The sequence below is a fragment of the Paraperlucidibaca baekdonensis genome, assembly GCF_003387535.1.
GTDB classification, from domain to species: Bacteria; Pseudomonadota; Gammaproteobacteria; order Pseudomonadales; family Moraxellaceae; genus Perlucidibaca; species Perlucidibaca baekdonensis.
Genome location: NZ_QUNR01000002.1, coordinates 234,514 through 252,243, shown reverse-complemented (window position 1 = coordinate 252,243; position 17,730 = coordinate 234,514). Strand labels below are relative to the sequence as shown.

The 17,730-nt window shown below is 58.1% G+C and carries 18 protein-coding genes and 1 pseudogene; 3 read left to right on the top strand and 16 right to left on the bottom strand.

Going from position 1 to position 17,730, the window contains the following annotated elements; genetic code table 11:
* Positions 1 to 3: 3 nt before the first annotated feature.
* Positions 4 to 321: a Grx4 family monothiol glutaredoxin gene (gene grxD, locus DFR26_RS05185; protein WP_116207907.1), complete on the bottom strand. Its 318-nt coding sequence runs from the start codon at positions 319 to 321 to the stop codon at positions 4 to 6.
* A gap of 147 nt (positions 322 to 468) precedes the next feature.
* On the opposite strand from grxD, the gene DFR26_RS05180 reads away from it, so the two are divergent.
* Together DFR26_RS05180 and argF are read left to right on the top strand one after the other, a co-directional pair.
* Positions 469 to 1,665, top strand: coding sequence for an aspartate aminotransferase family protein (locus DFR26_RS05180; protein ID WP_220375705.1), 1,197 nt, complete (start codon positions 469 to 471; stop codon positions 1,663 to 1,665).
* Positions 1,662 to 2,573 carry an ornithine carbamoyltransferase gene (gene argF / locus DFR26_RS05175; RefSeq protein WP_116207906.1) on the top strand — a complete coding sequence of 304 codons (912 nt, stop codon included), beginning with the start codon at positions 1,662 to 1,664 and terminating at the stop codon, positions 2,571 to 2,573. Before DFR26_RS05180 ends, argF begins: the two co-directional genes overlap by 4 nt.
* Here the strand turns inward: argF and DFR26_RS05170 are convergent.
* From DFR26_RS05170 to DFR26_RS05115, 12 genes are all read right to left on the bottom strand, one after another.
* Positions 2,570 to 3,130 carry an RNA methyltransferase gene (locus tag DFR26_RS05170; protein ID WP_116207905.1) on the bottom strand — a complete coding sequence of 187 codons (561 nt, stop codon included), beginning with the start codon at positions 3,128 to 3,130 and terminating at the stop codon, positions 2,570 to 2,572. The genes argF and DFR26_RS05170 overlap by 4 nt on opposite strands.
* Positions 3,127 to 4,146 carry a UDP-glucose 4-epimerase GalE gene (gene galE, locus DFR26_RS05165; RefSeq protein WP_116207904.1) on the bottom strand — a complete coding sequence of 340 codons (1,020 nt, stop codon included), beginning with the start codon at positions 4,144 to 4,146 and terminating at the stop codon, positions 3,127 to 3,129. Before galE ends, DFR26_RS05170 begins: the two co-directional genes overlap by 4 nt.
* A 13-nt stretch (positions 4,147 to 4,159) precedes the next feature.
* Positions 4,160 to 4,438, bottom strand: a complete 279-nt coding sequence (locus tag DFR26_RS05160) for a type II toxin-antitoxin system RelE/ParE family toxin (RefSeq protein WP_116207903.1) — start codon at positions 4,436 to 4,438, stop codon at positions 4,160 to 4,162.
* Positions 4,439 to 4,672 (bottom strand): TA system antitoxin ParD family protein, encoded by a 234-nt coding sequence (locus tag DFR26_RS05155; protein WP_116207902.1) that lies wholly within the window; start codon positions 4,670 to 4,672, stop codon positions 4,439 to 4,441.
* A 49-nt stretch (positions 4,673 to 4,721) separates the two neighbouring features.
* Positions 4,722 to 6,215, bottom strand: coding sequence for a glycerol kinase GlpK (gene glpK, locus DFR26_RS05150; RefSeq protein WP_116207901.1), 1,494 nt, complete (start codon positions 6,213 to 6,215; stop codon positions 4,722 to 4,724).
* Between the two features lie 64 nt (positions 6,216 to 6,279).
* Positions 6,280 to 6,816 (bottom strand): transcription/translation regulatory transformer protein RfaH, encoded by a 537-nt coding sequence (rfaH, locus tag DFR26_RS05145; protein WP_245953011.1) that lies wholly within the window; start codon positions 6,814 to 6,816, stop codon positions 6,280 to 6,282.
* 70 nt (positions 6,817 to 6,886) lie between these two features.
* Positions 6,887 to 8,371 (bottom strand): phosphohexomutase domain-containing protein, encoded by a 1,485-nt coding sequence (locus tag DFR26_RS05140; protein WP_116207900.1) that lies wholly within the window; start codon positions 8,369 to 8,371, stop codon positions 6,887 to 6,889.
* 34 nt (positions 8,372 to 8,405) lie between these two features.
* Positions 8,406 to 9,707 carry a type II toxin-antitoxin system HipA family toxin gene (locus DFR26_RS05135; RefSeq protein ID WP_116207899.1) on the bottom strand — a complete coding sequence of 434 codons (1,302 nt, stop codon included), beginning with the start codon at positions 9,705 to 9,707 and terminating at the stop codon, positions 8,406 to 8,408.
* Positions 9,704 to 9,958, bottom strand: coding sequence for a helix-turn-helix domain-containing protein (locus tag DFR26_RS05130; protein ID WP_116207898.1), 255 nt, complete (start codon positions 9,956 to 9,958; stop codon positions 9,704 to 9,706). Before DFR26_RS05130 ends, DFR26_RS05135 begins: the two co-directional genes overlap by 4 nt.
* Positions 9,959 to 10,081: 123 nt before the next feature.
* Positions 10,082 to 11,476 carry a UDP binding domain-containing protein gene (locus tag DFR26_RS05125; protein ID WP_116207897.1) on the bottom strand — a complete coding sequence of 465 codons (1,395 nt, stop codon included), beginning with the start codon at positions 11,474 to 11,476 and terminating at the stop codon, positions 10,082 to 10,084.
* Positions 11,473 to 13,194 (bottom strand): glucose-6-phosphate isomerase, encoded by a 1,722-nt coding sequence (gene pgi / locus DFR26_RS05120; protein WP_116207896.1) that lies wholly within the window; start codon positions 13,192 to 13,194, stop codon positions 11,473 to 11,475. The genes DFR26_RS05125 and pgi overlap by 4 nt, the downstream gene beginning before the upstream one ends.
* Positions 13,191 to 14,165, bottom strand: coding sequence for a UTP--glucose-1-phosphate uridylyltransferase (locus tag DFR26_RS05115; protein WP_116207895.1), 975 nt, complete (start codon positions 14,163 to 14,165; stop codon positions 13,191 to 13,193). The genes pgi and DFR26_RS05115 overlap by 4 nt, the downstream gene beginning before the upstream one ends.
* Before the next feature lie 411 nt (positions 14,166 to 14,576).
* Here DFR26_RS05115 and DFR26_RS05110 point away from each other — a divergent pair, with 411 nt between their 5' ends.
* Entirely contained in the window at positions 14,577 to 15,758 is a 1,182-nt protein-coding gene (locus DFR26_RS05110; RefSeq protein WP_181898989.1) for an O-antigen ligase family protein, read from the top strand.
* Here DFR26_RS05110 and DFR26_RS05105 read toward each other — a convergent pair.
* The 3 genes and pseudogenes from DFR26_RS05105 to DFR26_RS11190 all read right to left on the bottom strand — a co-directional run.
* On the bottom strand, positions 15,695 to 16,525 hold the full coding sequence (locus tag DFR26_RS05105) for a glycosyltransferase family 25 protein (protein WP_116207893.1): 831 nt from the start codon (positions 16,523 to 16,525) through the stop codon (positions 15,695 to 15,697). The two genes, DFR26_RS05110 and DFR26_RS05105, sit on opposite strands and share 64 nt — an antisense overlap.
* A 27-nt stretch (positions 16,526 to 16,552) precedes the next feature.
* A complete protein-coding gene (locus tag DFR26_RS05100) occupies positions 16,553 to 17,386 on the bottom strand; it encodes a Wzz/FepE/Etk N-terminal domain-containing protein (protein ID WP_116207892.1) in 834 nt (277 codons plus the stop codon).
* 226 nt (positions 17,387 to 17,612) lie between these two features.
* A pseudogene (locus DFR26_RS11190) lies at positions 17,613 to 17,714 on the bottom strand (UTP--glucose-1-phosphate uridylyltransferase); the annotation flags it as partial.
* Positions 17,715 to 17,730: the final 16 nt, after the last annotated feature.

Sequence of the window (17,730 nt, the reverse complement as noted above, 5' to 3'; positions counted from 1 at the left end):
GGGTTACTTGGCGACGGCTTCTTTAATCAAGGAGGCCAGCTCACCCTTTTGCGCCATTTCCATGACGATATCGCAGCCGCCAATCAGCTCGCCTTTGACCCACAGCTGCGGGAAGGTGGGCCAGTTGGCAATTTTCGGCAAGGTCGCACGAATTTCTGGATTTTCCAGGATGTTCACATAGGCAAACGGTTCACCGACTTGCACCATGGCTTCCACGGTGCGCGCGGAAAAACCACACTGGGGAAATTGCGGCGTGCCTTTCATAAAGAGCAGCACGGTGTTGTCGGCGATTTGTTTGTTGATTAAGGCTTCGATTTCCATGGACGCATCTCATTACTAAAAAAAGTGGATGCCACGTGGCGTGGCGAGCAGGGAGATAATATAGCAGACTGCCAAGTGTCTTGGCGAAACTCCGCCCCGGCGCTACACTCCGCGATTGCCTTTTTATCGATCAGCAGGCCTGCCATCATGACCGCCCCCATCACTCTCATGCCAACTTATGCACGCCAGCCCGTAGCGTTTGTGCGCGGCGAAGGCATTTGGCTTTATGACAGCGATGGCAAGCGCTACCTCGATACCACCGCCGGCATCGCCGTTTGTGGGCTAGGTCATGCGCATCCGGGCGTGGCGAAAGCCATTGCTGAGCAGGCCAGCACGCTGGTGCACACCTCCAATTTGTATCGCGTGCCGTTGCAAGAGCAGCTCGCCGAACGCCTGTGTGCGGTATCGGGCATGAGCCGGGCGTTTTTTGGCAACTCCGGCGCCGAGGCCAATGAAGCCGCGATCAAACTCGCCCGGCTGCATGGCTACAGCAAAGGCATTGAAACGCCGACGATTATTGTCATGGAAAACAGCTTTCATGGCCGCACCATGGCGACCCTAACCGCCACCGGCAATGCGAAAATTCAAGAAGGTTTCGGGCCGCTGGTACAAGGCTTTGAGCGTGTACCGTTTGATGATCTTGAGGCCATTAAAGCCGTGGCCGCGCGCAACCCCAACATCGTGGCGATCTTGGTCGAACCGATTCAAGGTGAAAGCGGCGTACGCACCGCGAAAGCTGGCTTTGGCTACTTAAAGTCACTGCGCGAACTCTGCGATCAGCACGATTGGCTGCTGATGATCGACGAAATCCAAACCGGCAACGGCCGCACCGGGCGCTACTTTGCTTACCAACACGCGGGCATTTTGCCGGATGTTTTGAGCACCGCCAAAGGCCTCGGTAATGGCTTCCCGATTGGCGCCACGCTGGTCTCCGGCCGGGCCACTGAGCTGTTTAGCCCAGGCAAACATGGCACTACCTATGGCGGTACGCCGCTCGGCTGTGCGGCGGCATTGGCGACCATGGACGGCCTGCTCGATGGCGTCGTGGCCAACGCCGAGGTCATGGGCCAGCGCATTCGCGACGGCTTTACCCGCGAGCTCGGCGATTTAGGCGTGTATGTAGAGGGCGCCGGTCTGATGCTCGGCGTGGTGCTGCCGAAGCCCTGCACAGAGTTGGTGGCCTTGGCGCGCGAGGCCGGTGTGCTGCTAATTGTCAGTGCTGAAAATCGCATTCGCTTATTGCCACCGCTAATTTTAACGGCGGCCGAGAGCGACGAACTGGTGAGCCGCATCAGCGCCTTGGCACGAGCATTTTTAGCGCCAAGCCATGAGGCGCGCGCATGAGTACTCGTCACTTTCTCACGCTACTCGACTTCACTCCGGCGGAACTGCAAGGCGTACTCGACCGCGCCATTGAGCTCAAGCGCCTGCTGCGCGCAGGTGAGATTTATGAGCCGCTGAAAAATCGCGTGCTGGGCATGATCTTCGAGAAGTCCTCGACGCGCACGCGCGTGTCGTTTGAAGCCGGCATGGCGCAGTTTGGCGGCTCGGCGATTTTTCTATCGCCACGCGACACGCAGCTGGGTCGCGGCGAGCCCATTGAGGACTCGGCACGAGTCATCTCCCGCATGGTCGACGCGGTGATGATCCGTACCTTTGAGCACGCCACCATTGAGCGCTTTGCGGCTTATTCGCGGGTGCCGGTGATTAACGCCCTCACCGATGACCATCATCCCTGCCAACTGCTGGCCGATTTGCAAACCTTTGTTGAGCATCGCGGTGCCTTGGCGGGTCGCGAATTTGCCTGGGTCGGCGATGGCAATAATATGTGCAATAGCTATGTGCATGCCGCGCATCAGTTCGGCTTTCACCTGCGCATTGCCTGCCCTTACGGCTTTGAGCCCGACCCCGACATGCTCGAGCAGTACGCGCACTGCGCGACGTTGGTGAAAACGGCTGAGGAGGCCGCCGAGGGTGCGCACTTGGTCGCCACCGATGTCTGGACCAGCATGGGTCAGGAGTCGGAACAGAGTGTGCGTAAGCGGCGCTTCTCCATGTATCAGGTCAACCCGCGCCTGATGGATCATGCCGCCGATGACGCGCTATTTATGCACTGCTTACCGGCGCATCGGGGTGAGGAAATCTCCGAAGACATGCTCGATGATCGTCGTAGCGTAGTCTGGGATGAGGCGGAAAATCGACTGCATGCGCAAAAGGCCTTGCTGGAATTTTTGCTAGTCGGTGCGCGCTAAACCTTGAGTCGGTTGCGGTTATCGCGGCTCGCCAAAATTAGCTCGTCGCCGGTTTTATCGAGCGTTGCGCCGCGCTTGAGTAAGCGATCGTAGAGCAGCACATTAACCGTGGCCGCCAAATTCAAACAGCCAATGGTGGGGATATACACCACCGCATCGGCCGCACTCACGGCGGCTTTCGCCAAGCTGCCATCCTCTGGGCCAAACACATAAAGCGCGCGTTCTGGATGCTCAAACTCGGGCAAACTGGTCGCGCCTAAAGCGAGCTCCACGCAGACCATTTTTGTGCCCTCGGGCAGCTGCGCTTTGAGCTCAGCCCATGAATACGTGCGCTCCAACGGCACACGGCTCTGCACATTTTTGGTGTCGGTATGATGCTTGGCGGCGATGTCATAACGCTGGCCGGTGTAGTACACCGCCTGCGCATTGAAACAGCCGACAGCACGTAGCACCGAGCCAACGTTATCGGGCGTTTTCGGGTTTTCTAGGCCAATGGCGACGAAGCTTGGCACCGGCCCCGAAGCGCTCGGCGCATCGTTTGGTGGCGACACGCTCATGCTTCTCGGAAACCATTCGGGTTTTGCGATTGCCAGCGCCAAGTATCTTGCATCATCTCACTGAGGCCGCGCGTGGCCCGCCAGCCCAACTCGCTGCTGGCTTTCTGCGGGTCAGCGTAGCAGGTGGCAATGTCACCCGCGCGGCGCGGCATCAGCGCATACGGCACGGCCGCACCACTGGCCTGCTCGAAAGCATGGACCATCTCCAGCACCGAATAGCCCTGGCCAGTGCCGAGATTCCAGGTGTGCACACCGCCCTCACGCGCCAAAAATTTCAGCGCCGCCACGTGGCCCTGCGCCAAATCCACGACATGAATATAGTCACGCACGCCCGTGCCATCGGGCGTGGCATAGTCGTCACCAAACACCGAGAGCGTGGCCAGTTTGCCCACAGCAACCTGACTGATGTAGGGCAGCAGATTATTGGGAATGCCCTGAGGATCTTCGCCGATCAGGCCGCTATTGTGCGCACCCACGGGGTTAAAATAGCGCAAAATCGCGATATTCCAGCGCGCATCAGAGACACTTACATCACGCAGAATGTCTTCAACCATGAGCTTGGAGCGACCATACGGATTGGTCGGGCGGCCCACTGGGCAGGCCTCGCTGATGGGCATTTGCGCTGGCTCGCCATAGACCGTGGCCGACGAGCTAAACACCAGCGTAAACACGCCTGCCTCGCGCATGGCCTCGACCAGCACTTGCGAGCCATGGACATTGTTGTCGTAATATTTTAGTGGCTGCTCAACGCTTTCGCCAACCGCCTTCAAGCCGGCAAAATGAATAACCGCAGAAATATCATGCGTAGCGAAGACCTTCGCGAGCACTGTCTTATCGCGAATATCGCCCTCAATGCACGCCACGCGGCGACCCGCGATCTGCTCAACTCGGCGCAATGACTCAGCGCTGGCATTGCTATAATTATCCAGCACCAGCACGTCGTGCCCTGCTGCCATGAGCTCGATAAGCGTATGCGAACCAATATAGCCGGCCCCGCCGGTGACCAAAATCGTCATGCAATCATCCTTGTTAGCGTTTTAGGTCACGATAGAAGTTTTCGTGACTACCTAATTTGAGCAAGTACAACATCAGCCGGCCTTCCTCGACTTCATAGGCGAGCAAAACAGGCTGCTTCAGTAAATGAAATTTATAAACTCTGACACCGGCCAAATCACCAACTTTAAGCTCTCCACACAATGGCTCTGCAAGCAGTGATCGCAATGCGCCATCAAGCGCTTGTTTTTGTTGCTTAGTGAGCTTTTTAATACTGCGAGCAAACTCAGGCGTTTGCAGTAGTTGCCACGACACTTAACGCGTCACGTCATCGTCAAATGTGTAGGGTGTAAGCTCACCCGCTGCGGCCTCCGCCTTTGAGCGCAGCAGGCTCACAATGCACGCGTAGGAATATTCTGGATTCGCCTCGGCAATACGCCCCACCGTGGCCCAATGCTCAATTTGCTTGGGCGTGGAGCGATGCACCGCTTGGCCATAAATGCGCGCTGACTCGACTAAGGCGTTATCTAATTTTACTGGCGTGCTCATGCAAAAATCCTCCAAGGCTGATTCAGAATGCTACCTTTTGCACCCATAGTCAACTAATTGGTTCCGAGGCGACACGGCGCACGGCATCAAGCCAGCCAACATAGAGTGAGCTGCGTTTGTCTTCATTCATCGATGGCTCAAAGCGACGGTCACAACTCCATAGCGCTGAAATGGCGTCCAGCGAGGCAAAAATACCGACCTGCAGGCCCGCCAAAAATGCCGCGCCTAAGGCAGTCGTTTCAGTCACCACCGGGCGATCGACCGGCACACCAATGATGTCGGCGAGCGATTGCGCCACCCAATTATTCACCACCATACCGCCATCGATGCGCAGCGTGGTGACCTTGGAAGCACCATCGCGGGTCATCGCTTCCATCAAATCGCGGGTCTGGAAGCACACCGATTGCAAACCGGCAGTGACTATCTCACCAATGCCAGTATCGCGGGTGAGGCCAAAGATGGCACCGCGCGCACGCGGGTCCCAATACGGCGCGCCCAGCCCGGTAAACGCCGGCACCATATACACGCCGCGGGCATCGCCGGTGGCCTCGGCTATCGCCTGGGTATCGGAGGCATTCTCGATGAGCTTGAGGCCGTCACGCAGCCATTGGATGGTGGCGCCAGCCACGAAAATCGAGCCCTCTACCGCGTAGGTGGTTTGGCCATTCAGGCGATAGGCCACCGTGGTGAGCAGGCGATTATCCGACTGCACGAGCGTCGTGCCGGTGTTGGTCATCATAAAGCACCCCGTGCCATAGGTACTTTTCACCATGCCCGGCGCAAAGCAGGCCTGACCAATGAGCGCGGCCTGTTGATCACCGGCCATGCCACAAATCGGAATGGGCGCGCCCAAAAAATCGGGTGCACAGAGGCCAAAATCGGCACTGGAATCTTTCACTACCGGCAGCACAGCGGCAGGGATATTAAACAGATGCAACAGCTCTTCATCCCAGCATTGTGTGCGGATGTTAAACAGCAGCGTGCGCGAGGCATTGGTGGCATCGGTGGCGTGCACTTGGCCATGCGTGAGTTTCCATAACAACCAGCTGTCGATGGTGCCAAAGGCCAGCTCACCCCGCTCGGCGCGCGCGCGGGCATTGGGCACATGATCGAGTAGCCACGCCAGCTTGGTGGCGGAAAAATACGGGTCAAGCAGCAGGCCGGTACGCGCCTGAATCAGCGGCTCATAGCCCTGCGCTTTAAGCTCGGCGCAGCGCTCACCGGTGCGCCGATCTTGCCAGACAATGGCGCGGTGCACCGGCATGCCATTGGCGCGATCCCAGAGCACCGTGGTTTCGCGCTGATTGGTAATGCCGATGGCGGCAATATCGCGCGCATGCAAACCGCCCTTGCGCAGCGCATCGCGGCAGACGGTCTCGGTCGCCCACCAGATGTCCATGGCGTCGTGCTCGACCCAGCCATCGGCAGGGAAATGCTGTTTGAGTTCGGCCTGAGCGCTGGCCACACGATGGCCGGAGCCATCAAAAACGATGGCGCGGGTGCTGGTGGTACCTTGGTCGATGGATAAAATGTAATGCGGCATGATGAGGTTCTTATAACGAATGCGGTAGAAGCCTACTGTAACGGCAAATGCCCAGCGCCGACATTTACTCGGTCGCTTTTATCGCCGCAATGGGCAGGTTCACGCGCTGTTGCTGATGCAGCAAAGTCAGCAGCAAGACCACGCGCTCGTTGCCATCACGCGCGGCCACAACGGCCTCCAGGCCGGCCAATGGTCCCTCGCTGATGCGCACGCTTTGACCCGGCGCAAACAGCGCGGCGGCTGTCGCTTCACCGGCATCTTGCGCCTGCTCGCGAGTCTGAAGCGCGCGCACAATGGCCTCGGGCACGGCCAGCGGCAAGTCGCCAAAGCGCAGCACTTTCGCCACGCCGCGCGTGGAGCGAATCGGCGCCCAGTTATCTTCGGTGGCACTGAGCTGGACAAAAATATAATGCGGAAATAACGGCTCACTAATCACCGTGCGCTGACCGCGACGAATGACCTCACGGCGTAACGTCGGCAAAAACGCCACATAGCCCTGGTTGGCCAACTGCACCACCGCACGCTCACACTCGCGTGGCTTGCATTGCAGCACATACCAATGCCGCGCTGCCATGTCGTGTTTGTCTTGGTCGTCCTGCATGTGGCCCTCCTAGCCCGCCTAGCCCTTCTGTGCCAGCGCCTTTGCAAGCACCTGTATCTGCAGCGATGATTTATGCCGTAATCAACCCGCGCAGCCAGTCGGTTTTCGCCTGCATCAGTGCCGTGTCGCCGCGCGACTCCACATTCAGACGCACCACCGGCTCGGTATTGCTCATGCGCAGATTAAAGCGCCAGTGCGCAAACTCACGCGAGATGCCATCAAGCATGGACTCGCTGACCAAGGTCTCGCGGCCAGCACTCACCTGCGCCTGCACCGCGGCATCGACACGCTGTAGTGTCGCCGCGGCGTCACTGACCTTGAAGTTTATCTCGCCGCTGCACGGGTAGGCCGCTTGCGCTTGCGCGACCAAACTCGACAAGGGTTTACCCTCGGCCACGAGGCGCTCGAGCAGTAATAACCACGGGATCATGCCGGAGTCACAGCAGTAAAAATCACGGAAATAATGGTGCGCCGACATCTCGCCACCATACACCGCTCCCTCGCGGCGCAGCGCGCCTTTGATGAAGCTGTGGCCACATTTGCTGACCACCGCGCGCGCCCCCATCGCCTCCACTTGCGCGATGGTGTTCCAGGTCAGACGCGTGTCGTAGCACACCGCGCCCTGCGGCTCGTGCTTGAGTAACTGCGTACCGAGCAAGGCCACGAGGTAATAGCCCTCAATGAAGGCACCGGTTTCATCGAAGAAAAAGCAGCGGTCAAAGTCGCCATCCCAGGCAATGCCCACATCGGCTTTTTGCGCACGCACCACCTTGGCCGTGTCTTCTTGGCATTTCGCCAGCATGGGGTTGGGTACGCCGTTAGGGAATTGGCCATCGGGGGTGTGAAAGACGCGGGTGATGTCTAGCTTCAGACCTTCAGCGATGCTGTCGAAAAATGGCCCCGCGCAGCCATTGCCGGCGTTGACCACCACGTTCAATGGCCTATCACGTGTTGCCAGGGCAGCTTTCAGCGCGGGAAAATCGACAAATGAGCGCACTTTGTCGCGATAGGTATCGGCAATGGGCATCTTAGCATGCAGCTGCGGGTTGGGCTGGTAGTGCTCGCCGTTGGTTAATGGGCCGAAATGGTAGGGCGCTACTGAGTCCTGGGCCGCTTGCTCGCTCAGCAGCTGGCGTGTCAGCACTTCCATTTCCGCCAAGCCGTCATCGCCGCTGATGGGCCGCGACTCATAGCGCACCATCTTAATGCCGTTATCGCCGACCGGGTTGTGACTGGCGGTGATCATCACGCCGCCGCCCATGACCTCGCCATGTAAGCCCGGCGAGCCCGCCGCGTGATAGACCATCTCGGTGCCAGCCAAACCAATATCGCGCGTGGCCACACCCTCGGCATTGAGCCCGGCCGCCAGCGCACGGGCGAAGTCCTCACTGGTGTCGCGAATGTCATAGCCAATGGCCACCGGTCCCGGCGGCTGAATGACCCGCGCGTAAGCCCGGCCAATGGCATAGACCATATCGATATGCAGCTGCGCGGGAACGGGGCCGCGCACATCGTAAGCCTTAAAGGCGGGCAATTTTTGCGGCGATGTCGTCATAGAAGGCCTTACTGGGTAAACAGGAATGATGTACTTATTTTCGCCCTAAAAGCGGCGACCAGCCATGCCGCTCGGTCAATTTTTTGGGCTTAATTGGTGCCGATAATTGCGTAAAGTTATCGTTTAGCGGCCATGCTGGCATCGCAAAAGATCGCTTATCACGCAAACCCTGCACACCCTCCGACCAAGCAAATAGCATACGTTTACCGAGCTCATGAAAGCCATCGTGTTCTCGCATCCGATACCTAACATCGTCGCTTACTTCGAGCACTGCCTCGCTAATCGCCTCCACTATTTGTACCTGCTCTTTCAACGGCAGCGAAAACTGTGAGGCTAAAAAGCGCTGCAGATTTTTCCCCGGCAACCACGTCTTCTTACCCATAAAGCCGATACTTGGTGGATTATGTTCGTAACCAGCATAAACACTCGTGGTAAGCATGTCATACGTAGGCGCCAAGTGGGCATCGGCATGAGAGCTATAAAGCAGCGCTATATTCTTGGCATGGCAGTCAGCATTGCGCAGCGCATAGCTTAGTAATAGCTGCGTTGCTAAGCCTCGCAACACCTGTTGCTGTTGCTCACCTGCGACTAAATCTCGCACAGCCTTGGCTATACGCTCCCAAGTCGTATCGTACTTTGCCGATGGTCGCAGGCCGAGCAAGGCACAAAAATCCTCCATGCCCCAATGCAACTGACCTTGTGCATCGACATCAAATCGATGAACAACCAACGCTTGAGCATCATCTGAAATTTCTGTTTTTGCAGTTGGCATAACTTTCGCGGCCACTTGCATACACAAGTGCTCATTGAGGGCGATGTACGGTAGCTGCGGCGTTGAACCTTTAATAATGTGTTTGCGAGTAATAACACTGGCCTTTTGTTGCGCATCTAAAAATTTCGGAACCACCCCAGACACGCCACTCATAGCATGTGCGCGAACCAACTCAGCAAATGCCTGTGCTGAGTTATCACCTCGCAATAGCGCCTGCACATCAATAGCCGCAGGCAACTCAGCTAAATTTGCGCCTGGCGCGGCAACTTGCGTACGCCCAACCATGTAGCGACCAATGACGGTTAGCAAAGCCACAGGATTCGCGCCTATATGTGGACCAAACTGCTCTTGCAAAATCTGCAGAAGGTAGCCTTCTGGCAAATTCATTTGCAGTACCGGTGGCAGCTGATCATCCCAAATATAGGATTGACTGCGAACCCGCATGGTGAGTGATATTAGGTCGCTTGGCTCGGCACTCGCGTGATACGTCAGCGCGCTTTTAAAGTCACCGATTGACTCCAATACCGCGACTTCTCGCCCTAACGTAAATATCGAAAGTTTCACGATTGCTGGCGCTCTTTACGTAACTCATCCAGCGTGCCGGCGTGGCCGGCCGGCACAAAACTCACTTCCATATGTAGAATCGCCAAGACAGAGAGTAGCTTGCGCGCGCCGAACTCAGCACATCGCCCGCGCTCAAACCGTGAAAGCGACTCTGGCGTAATGCCCGCCAGCTCGGCCACACGCTGCTGCTTTAATTTTAAGCGTCTTCGCTGGGTGGCAACGGCCTCGCCAAGCTCATGGAGTGCTTTCATTTGATTTATATATCAATAAAAATAAGAAAATAGCACTTTGTTGATATATAAATCAAATTGTAACGCCTCGATGCTGACTATCGTTCGCTTTGCGCGTAGTCACCCCCTGCTAGGGCATAGGGCCTAAAACACCTCGCCACGGCCAATGCCCACATACGTGAAGCCTTGCTCGCGCAGGTAGTCAGGGTCGTAGACATTGCGGCCATCGAGAATGAAGGGCTGACGCAGGCCTGAGTACAGGCGCGCGTAATCGGGGCTTTGGAAAATTTCCCAGGCAGTGACAACAATGAGGGCATCGGCGCCGGCAACGCGCACCTCAGAGTGGCCGAGCGCCGAACGCCCGGCATCAGTGCCCGCGTCAGCTAAAGCCGCGCTCGAAGTGCAAGCGAGCACATCATAAGGCTGGTCGACGATCTCGAGTAGCGGCTGGTCGGGATAGCATTCGCGCAAGCTCTCAGCAGCGAGCGGGTCATAGACGCGAGTGCGCGCGCCTTGGGCCCACAGCGCTTGCAGCAGCGGGTGCACGGCGGAATCTTGCACGCTGGCCGAGTTGGGTTTATAGGCGGCGCCCCAAATGGCGAAACAGCGGCCGCTGAGGTCGCCCTCGAAGTAGCGCCAGAGCTTGCGAAACAGCACATCGCGCTGGCGTTCGTTGATGCGCAAGGCATTGGCAATAAGGGTTTGCTGATCGATAGAAGCCTGCACGCTGCGCGAGAAATCGAGCAGCTCATCGGAGAAGCTGGGGCCGCCAAAGCCGCAGCCGGCGTCGAGGTAATCGGAGCCGATGCGCGGGTCAGCGGCAAGGCCTTGACGCACGAGGTCGATGTCGACGCCGACGCTTTCACAGAGCGTGGCCATCTCGTTCATAAAGCTCATGCGCGTGGCGAGCATGGCATTCACACTACTTTTAATGAGCTCGGCGGCGGCCAACGGCACGAGCATGACCTCCCCTGCACGGCGCGTCATGGGGCGTAGGGTTTCGAGCATGAAGGCCGTGTGCGCCTCGTCATCGCAGCCGATGACCAGCAGTGGCGGCTTGGCCAGGTTAGCCAGCATGCTGCCGCCGCGGGCAAAGATGGGCAGCGCGTAGACGGTGGCATCGACAGCTTGCTTGAGGCGCGCGAGCGTGCCCAGCGGATAGGGTGACAGCACCACCAGTGGCGCTAGCGCAATGCCGCTGACGGCGTCGAGCTCACGCGCATAGGCCACAAGCTCATCGGCTGAGCCGCCGAGTGCCAGCCAATGCTGATCCATGGCCTGCGTGCACACATCGCCAGCGTTTTCATCCGTGTGGCTGGCAGCGCTCAGCAGTGCCTCAGCGCTGCTCAGCGTCAGCAGGCCCTTCGGCATCAGCTCATGCAGCTGCGACAGCAAGCCGGGCTCGCGCGCGAGTTCGGCATCGGGGGTGCGCAGGCAGCGTGACCAATCGGCACAGAGCGTGACCGTGTGGCCTATGCCAGCCAGGTGCACCGCAGTAGTCCACGCAAATGGCGTGTTGCCGTGTACAGCGATCTTCATGACAACGGCTCCTTGGGCGGCGAGTCAGCTTGCACCGAGACCCGCTCACAGCCCACGCGACCTTCGGCAATCACCCGCAACAGCTGCTGCGTCGAGCCATCGTAGTCGTCGGCCTGCGCGCGCCCGACCATCACCGTGTGCGTCGCAGACGCGATTTGCTTGCCCAGCTCCACGCCCCATTGATCAAACGGGTTGATGTTCCACAGCACCGAAGCCACATATACCTTATGCTCATACAGCGCGATGAGCTGACCCAGACGATACGGCGTGAGCGCATCGAACAACAGCGTGCTCGAGGGCTGATTGCCGCGATAATAATGATGGCCCTGGCGCGTATCATCGCCGAGCATGAGCACGCGCGATTGCGCCAAACAGTTGGCCAAGGCCAACTGCTGCTGGTGCTGGAGACTGGAGCCGGCATCGTCATCGCGGCTGTAGCGACGAATGGGCGCGATGAAATCGCAGGCCACCGGCTGCGTGCCTTGGTGCAGCAATTGATAAAACGCATGCTGCGCATTCGAGCCCACCTCGCCCCATAAAATCGGGCAGGTGGCGTAGTCAATCGGCGTGCCCAGGCGGTCGACCGACTTGCCATTACTCTCCATTTCCAGCTGCGTGAGGTAGCTGGGAAACAGTTTCAGGCGCGCATCGTAGGGCAAAATGGCCTGACCATTGATGCCCAAAAACGTGCTATTCCAGACCTGCAGTAGGCCCATCAACACCGGTAAGTTATGCGCCAATGGCGCTTGCGCGAAGTGCGTATCGAGCGCGTGCGCACCGGCGAGCAGCTGCTTAAAACCGGCCATGCCGAGCTTCAGCGCGATGGGCAGACCAATGCCCGACCACAGCGAAAACCGCCCGCCCACCCAGTCCCAAAAGCGGATCTGGTTAGCCTCGGGGATGCCATAAGCGGTCATTTTCTCCGGCTTTGCCGACACCCCAATAAAATGATGGCGCAAAATGCGCGCGCGGTCGGCGATACGCGAGCGCATCCAAGCGATGGCCGTCTCGGCGTTCGACAGCGTGTCGATGGTGGAAAACGATTTCGAGGCCACGACAAACAGCGTGGTTTCCGGGCGCAGATGATCGAGCAGATCGGCGAGCTGGGTGCCGTCGATGGAGCTGACGAAATGCACGCTCAGCCCGCGCGCCTCGGGCGGGGCAAACTCGGCCAGCGCCTGCGTGGCCAAATACGGCCCGAGGTCGGAGCCACCCACACCAATGCTGACCACGTCGCTGATGGCCTCGCCGGTCACACCGCGCCATTGCTGAGCATGGATGCGCGAGACAATATCGCTCATGCGCGCCAGACTGGCATGCACCGCCGGCACCACATCGTCGCCGTCGACCACCAGCTGGCTCGTGACCGGTAAGCGCAAGGCCGTATGCAGGGCGGCGCGATCCTCACTTTGATTCACTCGCGCACCGCTGAGCAAACGCTCAATGGCGCGCGGCAATTCGCAGGCCTCGGCTAAGGCGAGCAAGTCATTGAGCACAGCGGCATCGAGGCGTTGTTTGCTGAAATCGAAGAGCAGGCCATCGTGCGTGCGGGTGAGCTCGGCGGTACGCGTCGAGGCGCGTTGAGCGCCATCTGTGCCCGACGCACTCACGTCGCTGGGCGCGCCCCAGACATCGCGCAAATGGCGTTGCTGCCAAATCGGCGCCTGCACGGCCACCGCCTGCCATTCGCGGAGATGAGTACGGGCTTTGCTGCTCATGTGGCGTCATTCCCCTGCCCATCGACCCATGCCTTCGCCGCTTGCTCACGCTCCCCATCTGCAGCCATGACCACATAATCCGCCGCCGGTGTTGCCAATTCAGCCTGCAGCCACGCGCGCAGCGGCGCGGCGAGCTCAGGATCGCGCAGGGCCAGCGCCATATTGGCTTGCGCGTAGCCAAGTTTGCTGCCGCAGTCGTAGCGCACGCCGGCGAAGCGGTGGGCGCGGATATCATGCTCAGCAAGCAGCGCGCTGATGCCATCGGTGAGCTGAATTTCGCCGCCTGCGCCGGGCTTCACATCAGCCAGCGCGGCGAAAATGGCTTTCGGCAATACATAACGGCCGACCACGGCGAGGTTGCTAGGCGCGACATCGGCGGCGGGCTTTTCCACCATCGCGGAGATACGTTTCTCGCCCGCCAACGACACCACGCCATAGCGATGCACCTGGTCACGCGGCACTTCCTCCACCGCCAATGACCATGCGCCCGTGGCCTCGTGCAGCGCCACCATATCTGCCAAACAGCCCGCCGCGCCCGCGCCAGACAGCGGCGCATCAATAAAATCATCCACCAACATCACCGCCACGCCATCGCCCGCGCTAGCCATCGCCGCCTCAGCGCCACAGGCCACCGCATGCCCCAAGCCCAGCGCCTGCGGCTGCATCGCCACCGTCACTTTCAAGCCCTCAGGCACCGTGCCCAGCAACGCCGCCAACAAATCTTTCTTGCCCTTCGCGGTCAGCTCAGCCACCAACTCAGGGTCTGCCGGTTGCAAATGCGTCTCCAACCCCGACTTTTTCGGCGAATTCACCAACACCACATGGCGAATGCCCGCGCGACACGCTTCCTCCACCGCGTATTGCAGCAAGGGCTTATCGACCACCGGCAGCAACTCTTTCGGCACCGACTTAGTGGCCGGCAAAAAACGCGTGCCCAAACCGGCAACAGGGAGAATGACAGTTGAAATCACAGAAAAATCCTTAAACAGTCAAGCTAATGATTTTGGCCGAGGCGACCAATGCTTTTGAGTAAATAGCTAGGTGGGTAAAGATAACCCACTACGCAGCTGTTGCGCCAACCCATAGTCGGTGGCTTCGGTGGTGAGCCTCGGGGGGGGATGTCGTTTTTTTTGCTTTTTGAAATGGCCTGTTTTGTTTGGCACTGACTGGGCTGAACGCCAACTAAAACAGGCCATTTCAAAAGGGAAGATTTTCGCACTACCCTGCCCCGGCTCCTATTTCGCACTATCCTCTCCTGAACTCCAAGAAGAAATAATGCGGTGGCTCCTTGAGCGGATGCGATAGCGCAGGGGAATGATTATAGTAGGCGCCTGCGCGTAATGCGTGAGTATACCGAAAAGCCCCCACCGAACGAGAGCGACATGACTAACTCAGCGACCAATGAACAAGCTAAGCACAACACGGTCGCCAGCGCCTCACTATTACTCGCCGTTGTCGCACTCATCTTTAGCCCGGTTGCGCGCTCGCCTAGCGTTTGGGTTTTGCTCGGCATGACTCTATTGGTTCTATGGCAATGGCGCCCGGCCTTCATTGCCCAAGCACGCGCACTACGACCGATCGCACTGCCGTTGCTTGCCGGCCTAATTATCAGCTTGGCGCTATCGGCCTACCCTTGGCAGGGCGGCACCGTCTTTCGCGATATCATCAAAGCACTGCTAGTCGCCATCACCGTAGCGGTGGTCGCACAACACGCACAGTGGCATTGGCTAAAACAAGGCATCGCAACCCTCTGCGGCCTATTTGCCGCCATGGCGCTAGTGCTTTACAACGCACCTGCGCTGCACGCATCCGCCGTGCATTGGCTCAATAGCATCGAAAACATGAACTTATGGGGCAGCGCATTCGCCCTGCTATTGAGCATTAGCCTAGCCGTCGCGTGCTGCTCTCGCCCCATCGTAGCAGCCGGCATTGTGCTCGCGGTGGTCATCAACTTTGCATGGCTCAGCCTGTACTACCCCAGTCGCGGCGCACTATTAGCGGTGCTCTGTGTTGCCGGCTTATTAGTCTTGTTGCGCTATACCCGTCTGCCCCTATCTTGGCTCTTTGGCCTAACGGTAGCGGCATTTTTCATCGGGAGCTTAGCGGTCTTCATCCTGCAGGCAGGCGACTGGATGAGCGACGCAAAGATCAACGCCATCAGCTCAAACCGTCTGCCCATCTACGACACCATCTGGCATTTATGGCAGCAAGCGCCATGGTTTGGTTGGGGATTAAAAGCATTTAAAAGTCATGCCGCCGTGGACATTGCAGCGGTTATGCGCGGCGCTCAATTTACCGCCCCGCACAATGTATTACTGGAGATGCTGTACTCCCTCGGCATCATAGGCACCATACTTGTGCTGACCAGCCTCGGGCGCATCACCTGGCAGGCATTTTCGGCCGCTCGTTCACGCACTCATGCATTGCCGGGCTTAGTCGCCGCCGCCCTGCTAGTCACGCTACTGCTGCACGGCACCACCGACCTATCGATTTACCGCCCTTACTTCTGGCTCTTGGTCTTCTCGGCTTGGGGCTTAGCACAGGGTTGGAAAAAACCCATTTGATTATCGGCATGTGAGCGTAGTGGGCCATGAAACAGTGCATGCCTAAGCTCCCATATTTTATGCCACAGACGATCAAACGCGCGCAATGTCAGTCGCCAATGCCATGGCTTAGCCGTACGCATCTGGCTACGCTCTGCCTCAAGCTGCGACTCCACGGCTAACACATCTGCGAAGTATGGCTCCAGCCCATGCACCTCAACGCCAGCAATCCGTTGAAAATATACCCAATCATCGGCCATGCAGCGCAGCGGCGTTTGCGCTTGCACCATCCGTTCGGCCGCCGCGCGATTCAGCAAATAAGCATGACCGCCCCAAGCGCGAAGCGGCGTCATCAGCGACACAGCATCGGTGAGTGCTTTAACTGAGCCCTGTGCATAAAGGCGTACTTTGCCTAAAACCACCACACGGGGGCTGTTGCTAGCAAGATGCTTTTCTAATGCAGGAAGAGCAGCCGGCAAGTCTTCGCTGAGCACAGCATCGTCTTCAAGCACTAGGGTGTAAGGCTCATCGCTGGCCAAAAAGCGCTGCCAAATGCCACGATGACTCAGAGCACAACCCAACTCACCCAAACTAAAGCCACGGCCAGCTCGGCGAATTAGCGACTTATGGCAAATGGAGGCCTCTGCCTCCGCTTTCGACAAGGCTTGGCCATCAATAGCTGAAAACCACCGGCAAGGTGGTAAAGCGAGGGCTTGTTGCTGGGCCTCTATATGGGCTTTGCGATGACGCGCTTGCGGTAGATTAATTACCCAGGCGGCGATAGGCATAGGGCATATCCATGCGCATGATTGAGCTCATGCTTGCTGGGTTAGTGTGGCTTTGCGGTCTTGCACGGCTTTGCGGATGAGTACCCAGGCCACGCCGAACATGCCGCCGAGGAGTAGGCCGAGGACGGACATCAGCGCGCCTTTGGGGGAGATTGGCTTATCGTTAGCGTAGGTGGCTTGCATGCGTTCGGTGGGGCGCGTGCTTGGCGTGGTTAGGGCTTGGCGAAGCGATGCGACTTGGCGCGCTAGGGCACCGGCCTCTTGCTGCGAGCCCATCTCAGCGAGCTGCAAAACCGCGATCGCCGACTGTGCAGAAGCCAAGCCCTTGCCAACATTGCGCAGAACGGCCGCGCGCTGCGCCTGACTGAGCTTAAGCTCCGCCTCGGCCTCGGCCAATTGGCGTTGAACTTCAGACAGTGCCGGCTTAGCCAGCTCGGCGTGTTGTTCCTGCAAAGTGGTCAATAGGTGGTCGCTCGTCGCCTTGGCCTCGGCCACAGAAGATGCTTTCACCACAAGCGTAATGACATCAGCGTTTTTTGGCTGGCTCACAGTCAGGCTTTTGCTCAAACTCGCCAGCGCATCGCCATCGCAGCTTGGGCAAACTTCTTGCAAAAACGCCTTCGACTTCAGCCGCTCCATAACCACCGGAATAGACTCAACCTGACCGACCTTGCCCACCTGACCGATGCGAATTAGCGTAGTAGCTTCATATTGCGGCGCGATCATTTGGCTAGCCGCAAACGCCAGAGCCAAACCCGCCAATGCCGTGCTCACCCAGATAGCCCAACCCGCGAGCAGCGTGTCTAATAGCTCGAAAAGGTCAATTTCGTCATCGAAGGTTTGCGGCGGCGAGACTTGCATTGCGGGCTCCTAGCTAGCTAAAGCCTCGGAGCGCCTAGCGCACCAAGACTAAAACATGGGCGCTGTAGCAACGATTTCGCTGCATTAATAAACGTCCATGCTCAAATTATTTTTTTACAAGCTACGAAAGTTTCTTTGGCGAAATCTACTGAAAAGTAGCGGCGCAAATTATATCAGAACAATTACAGCGTGGCATAATTCTATTCAGGGTTGTTTACAAAAATCTTGGGGGATTACCCACCGGCAGCAACTCTTTCGGCACCGACTTAGTGGCCGGCAAAAAACGCGTGCCCAAACCGGCAACAGGGAGAATGACAGTTGAAATCACAGAAAAATCCTTAAAA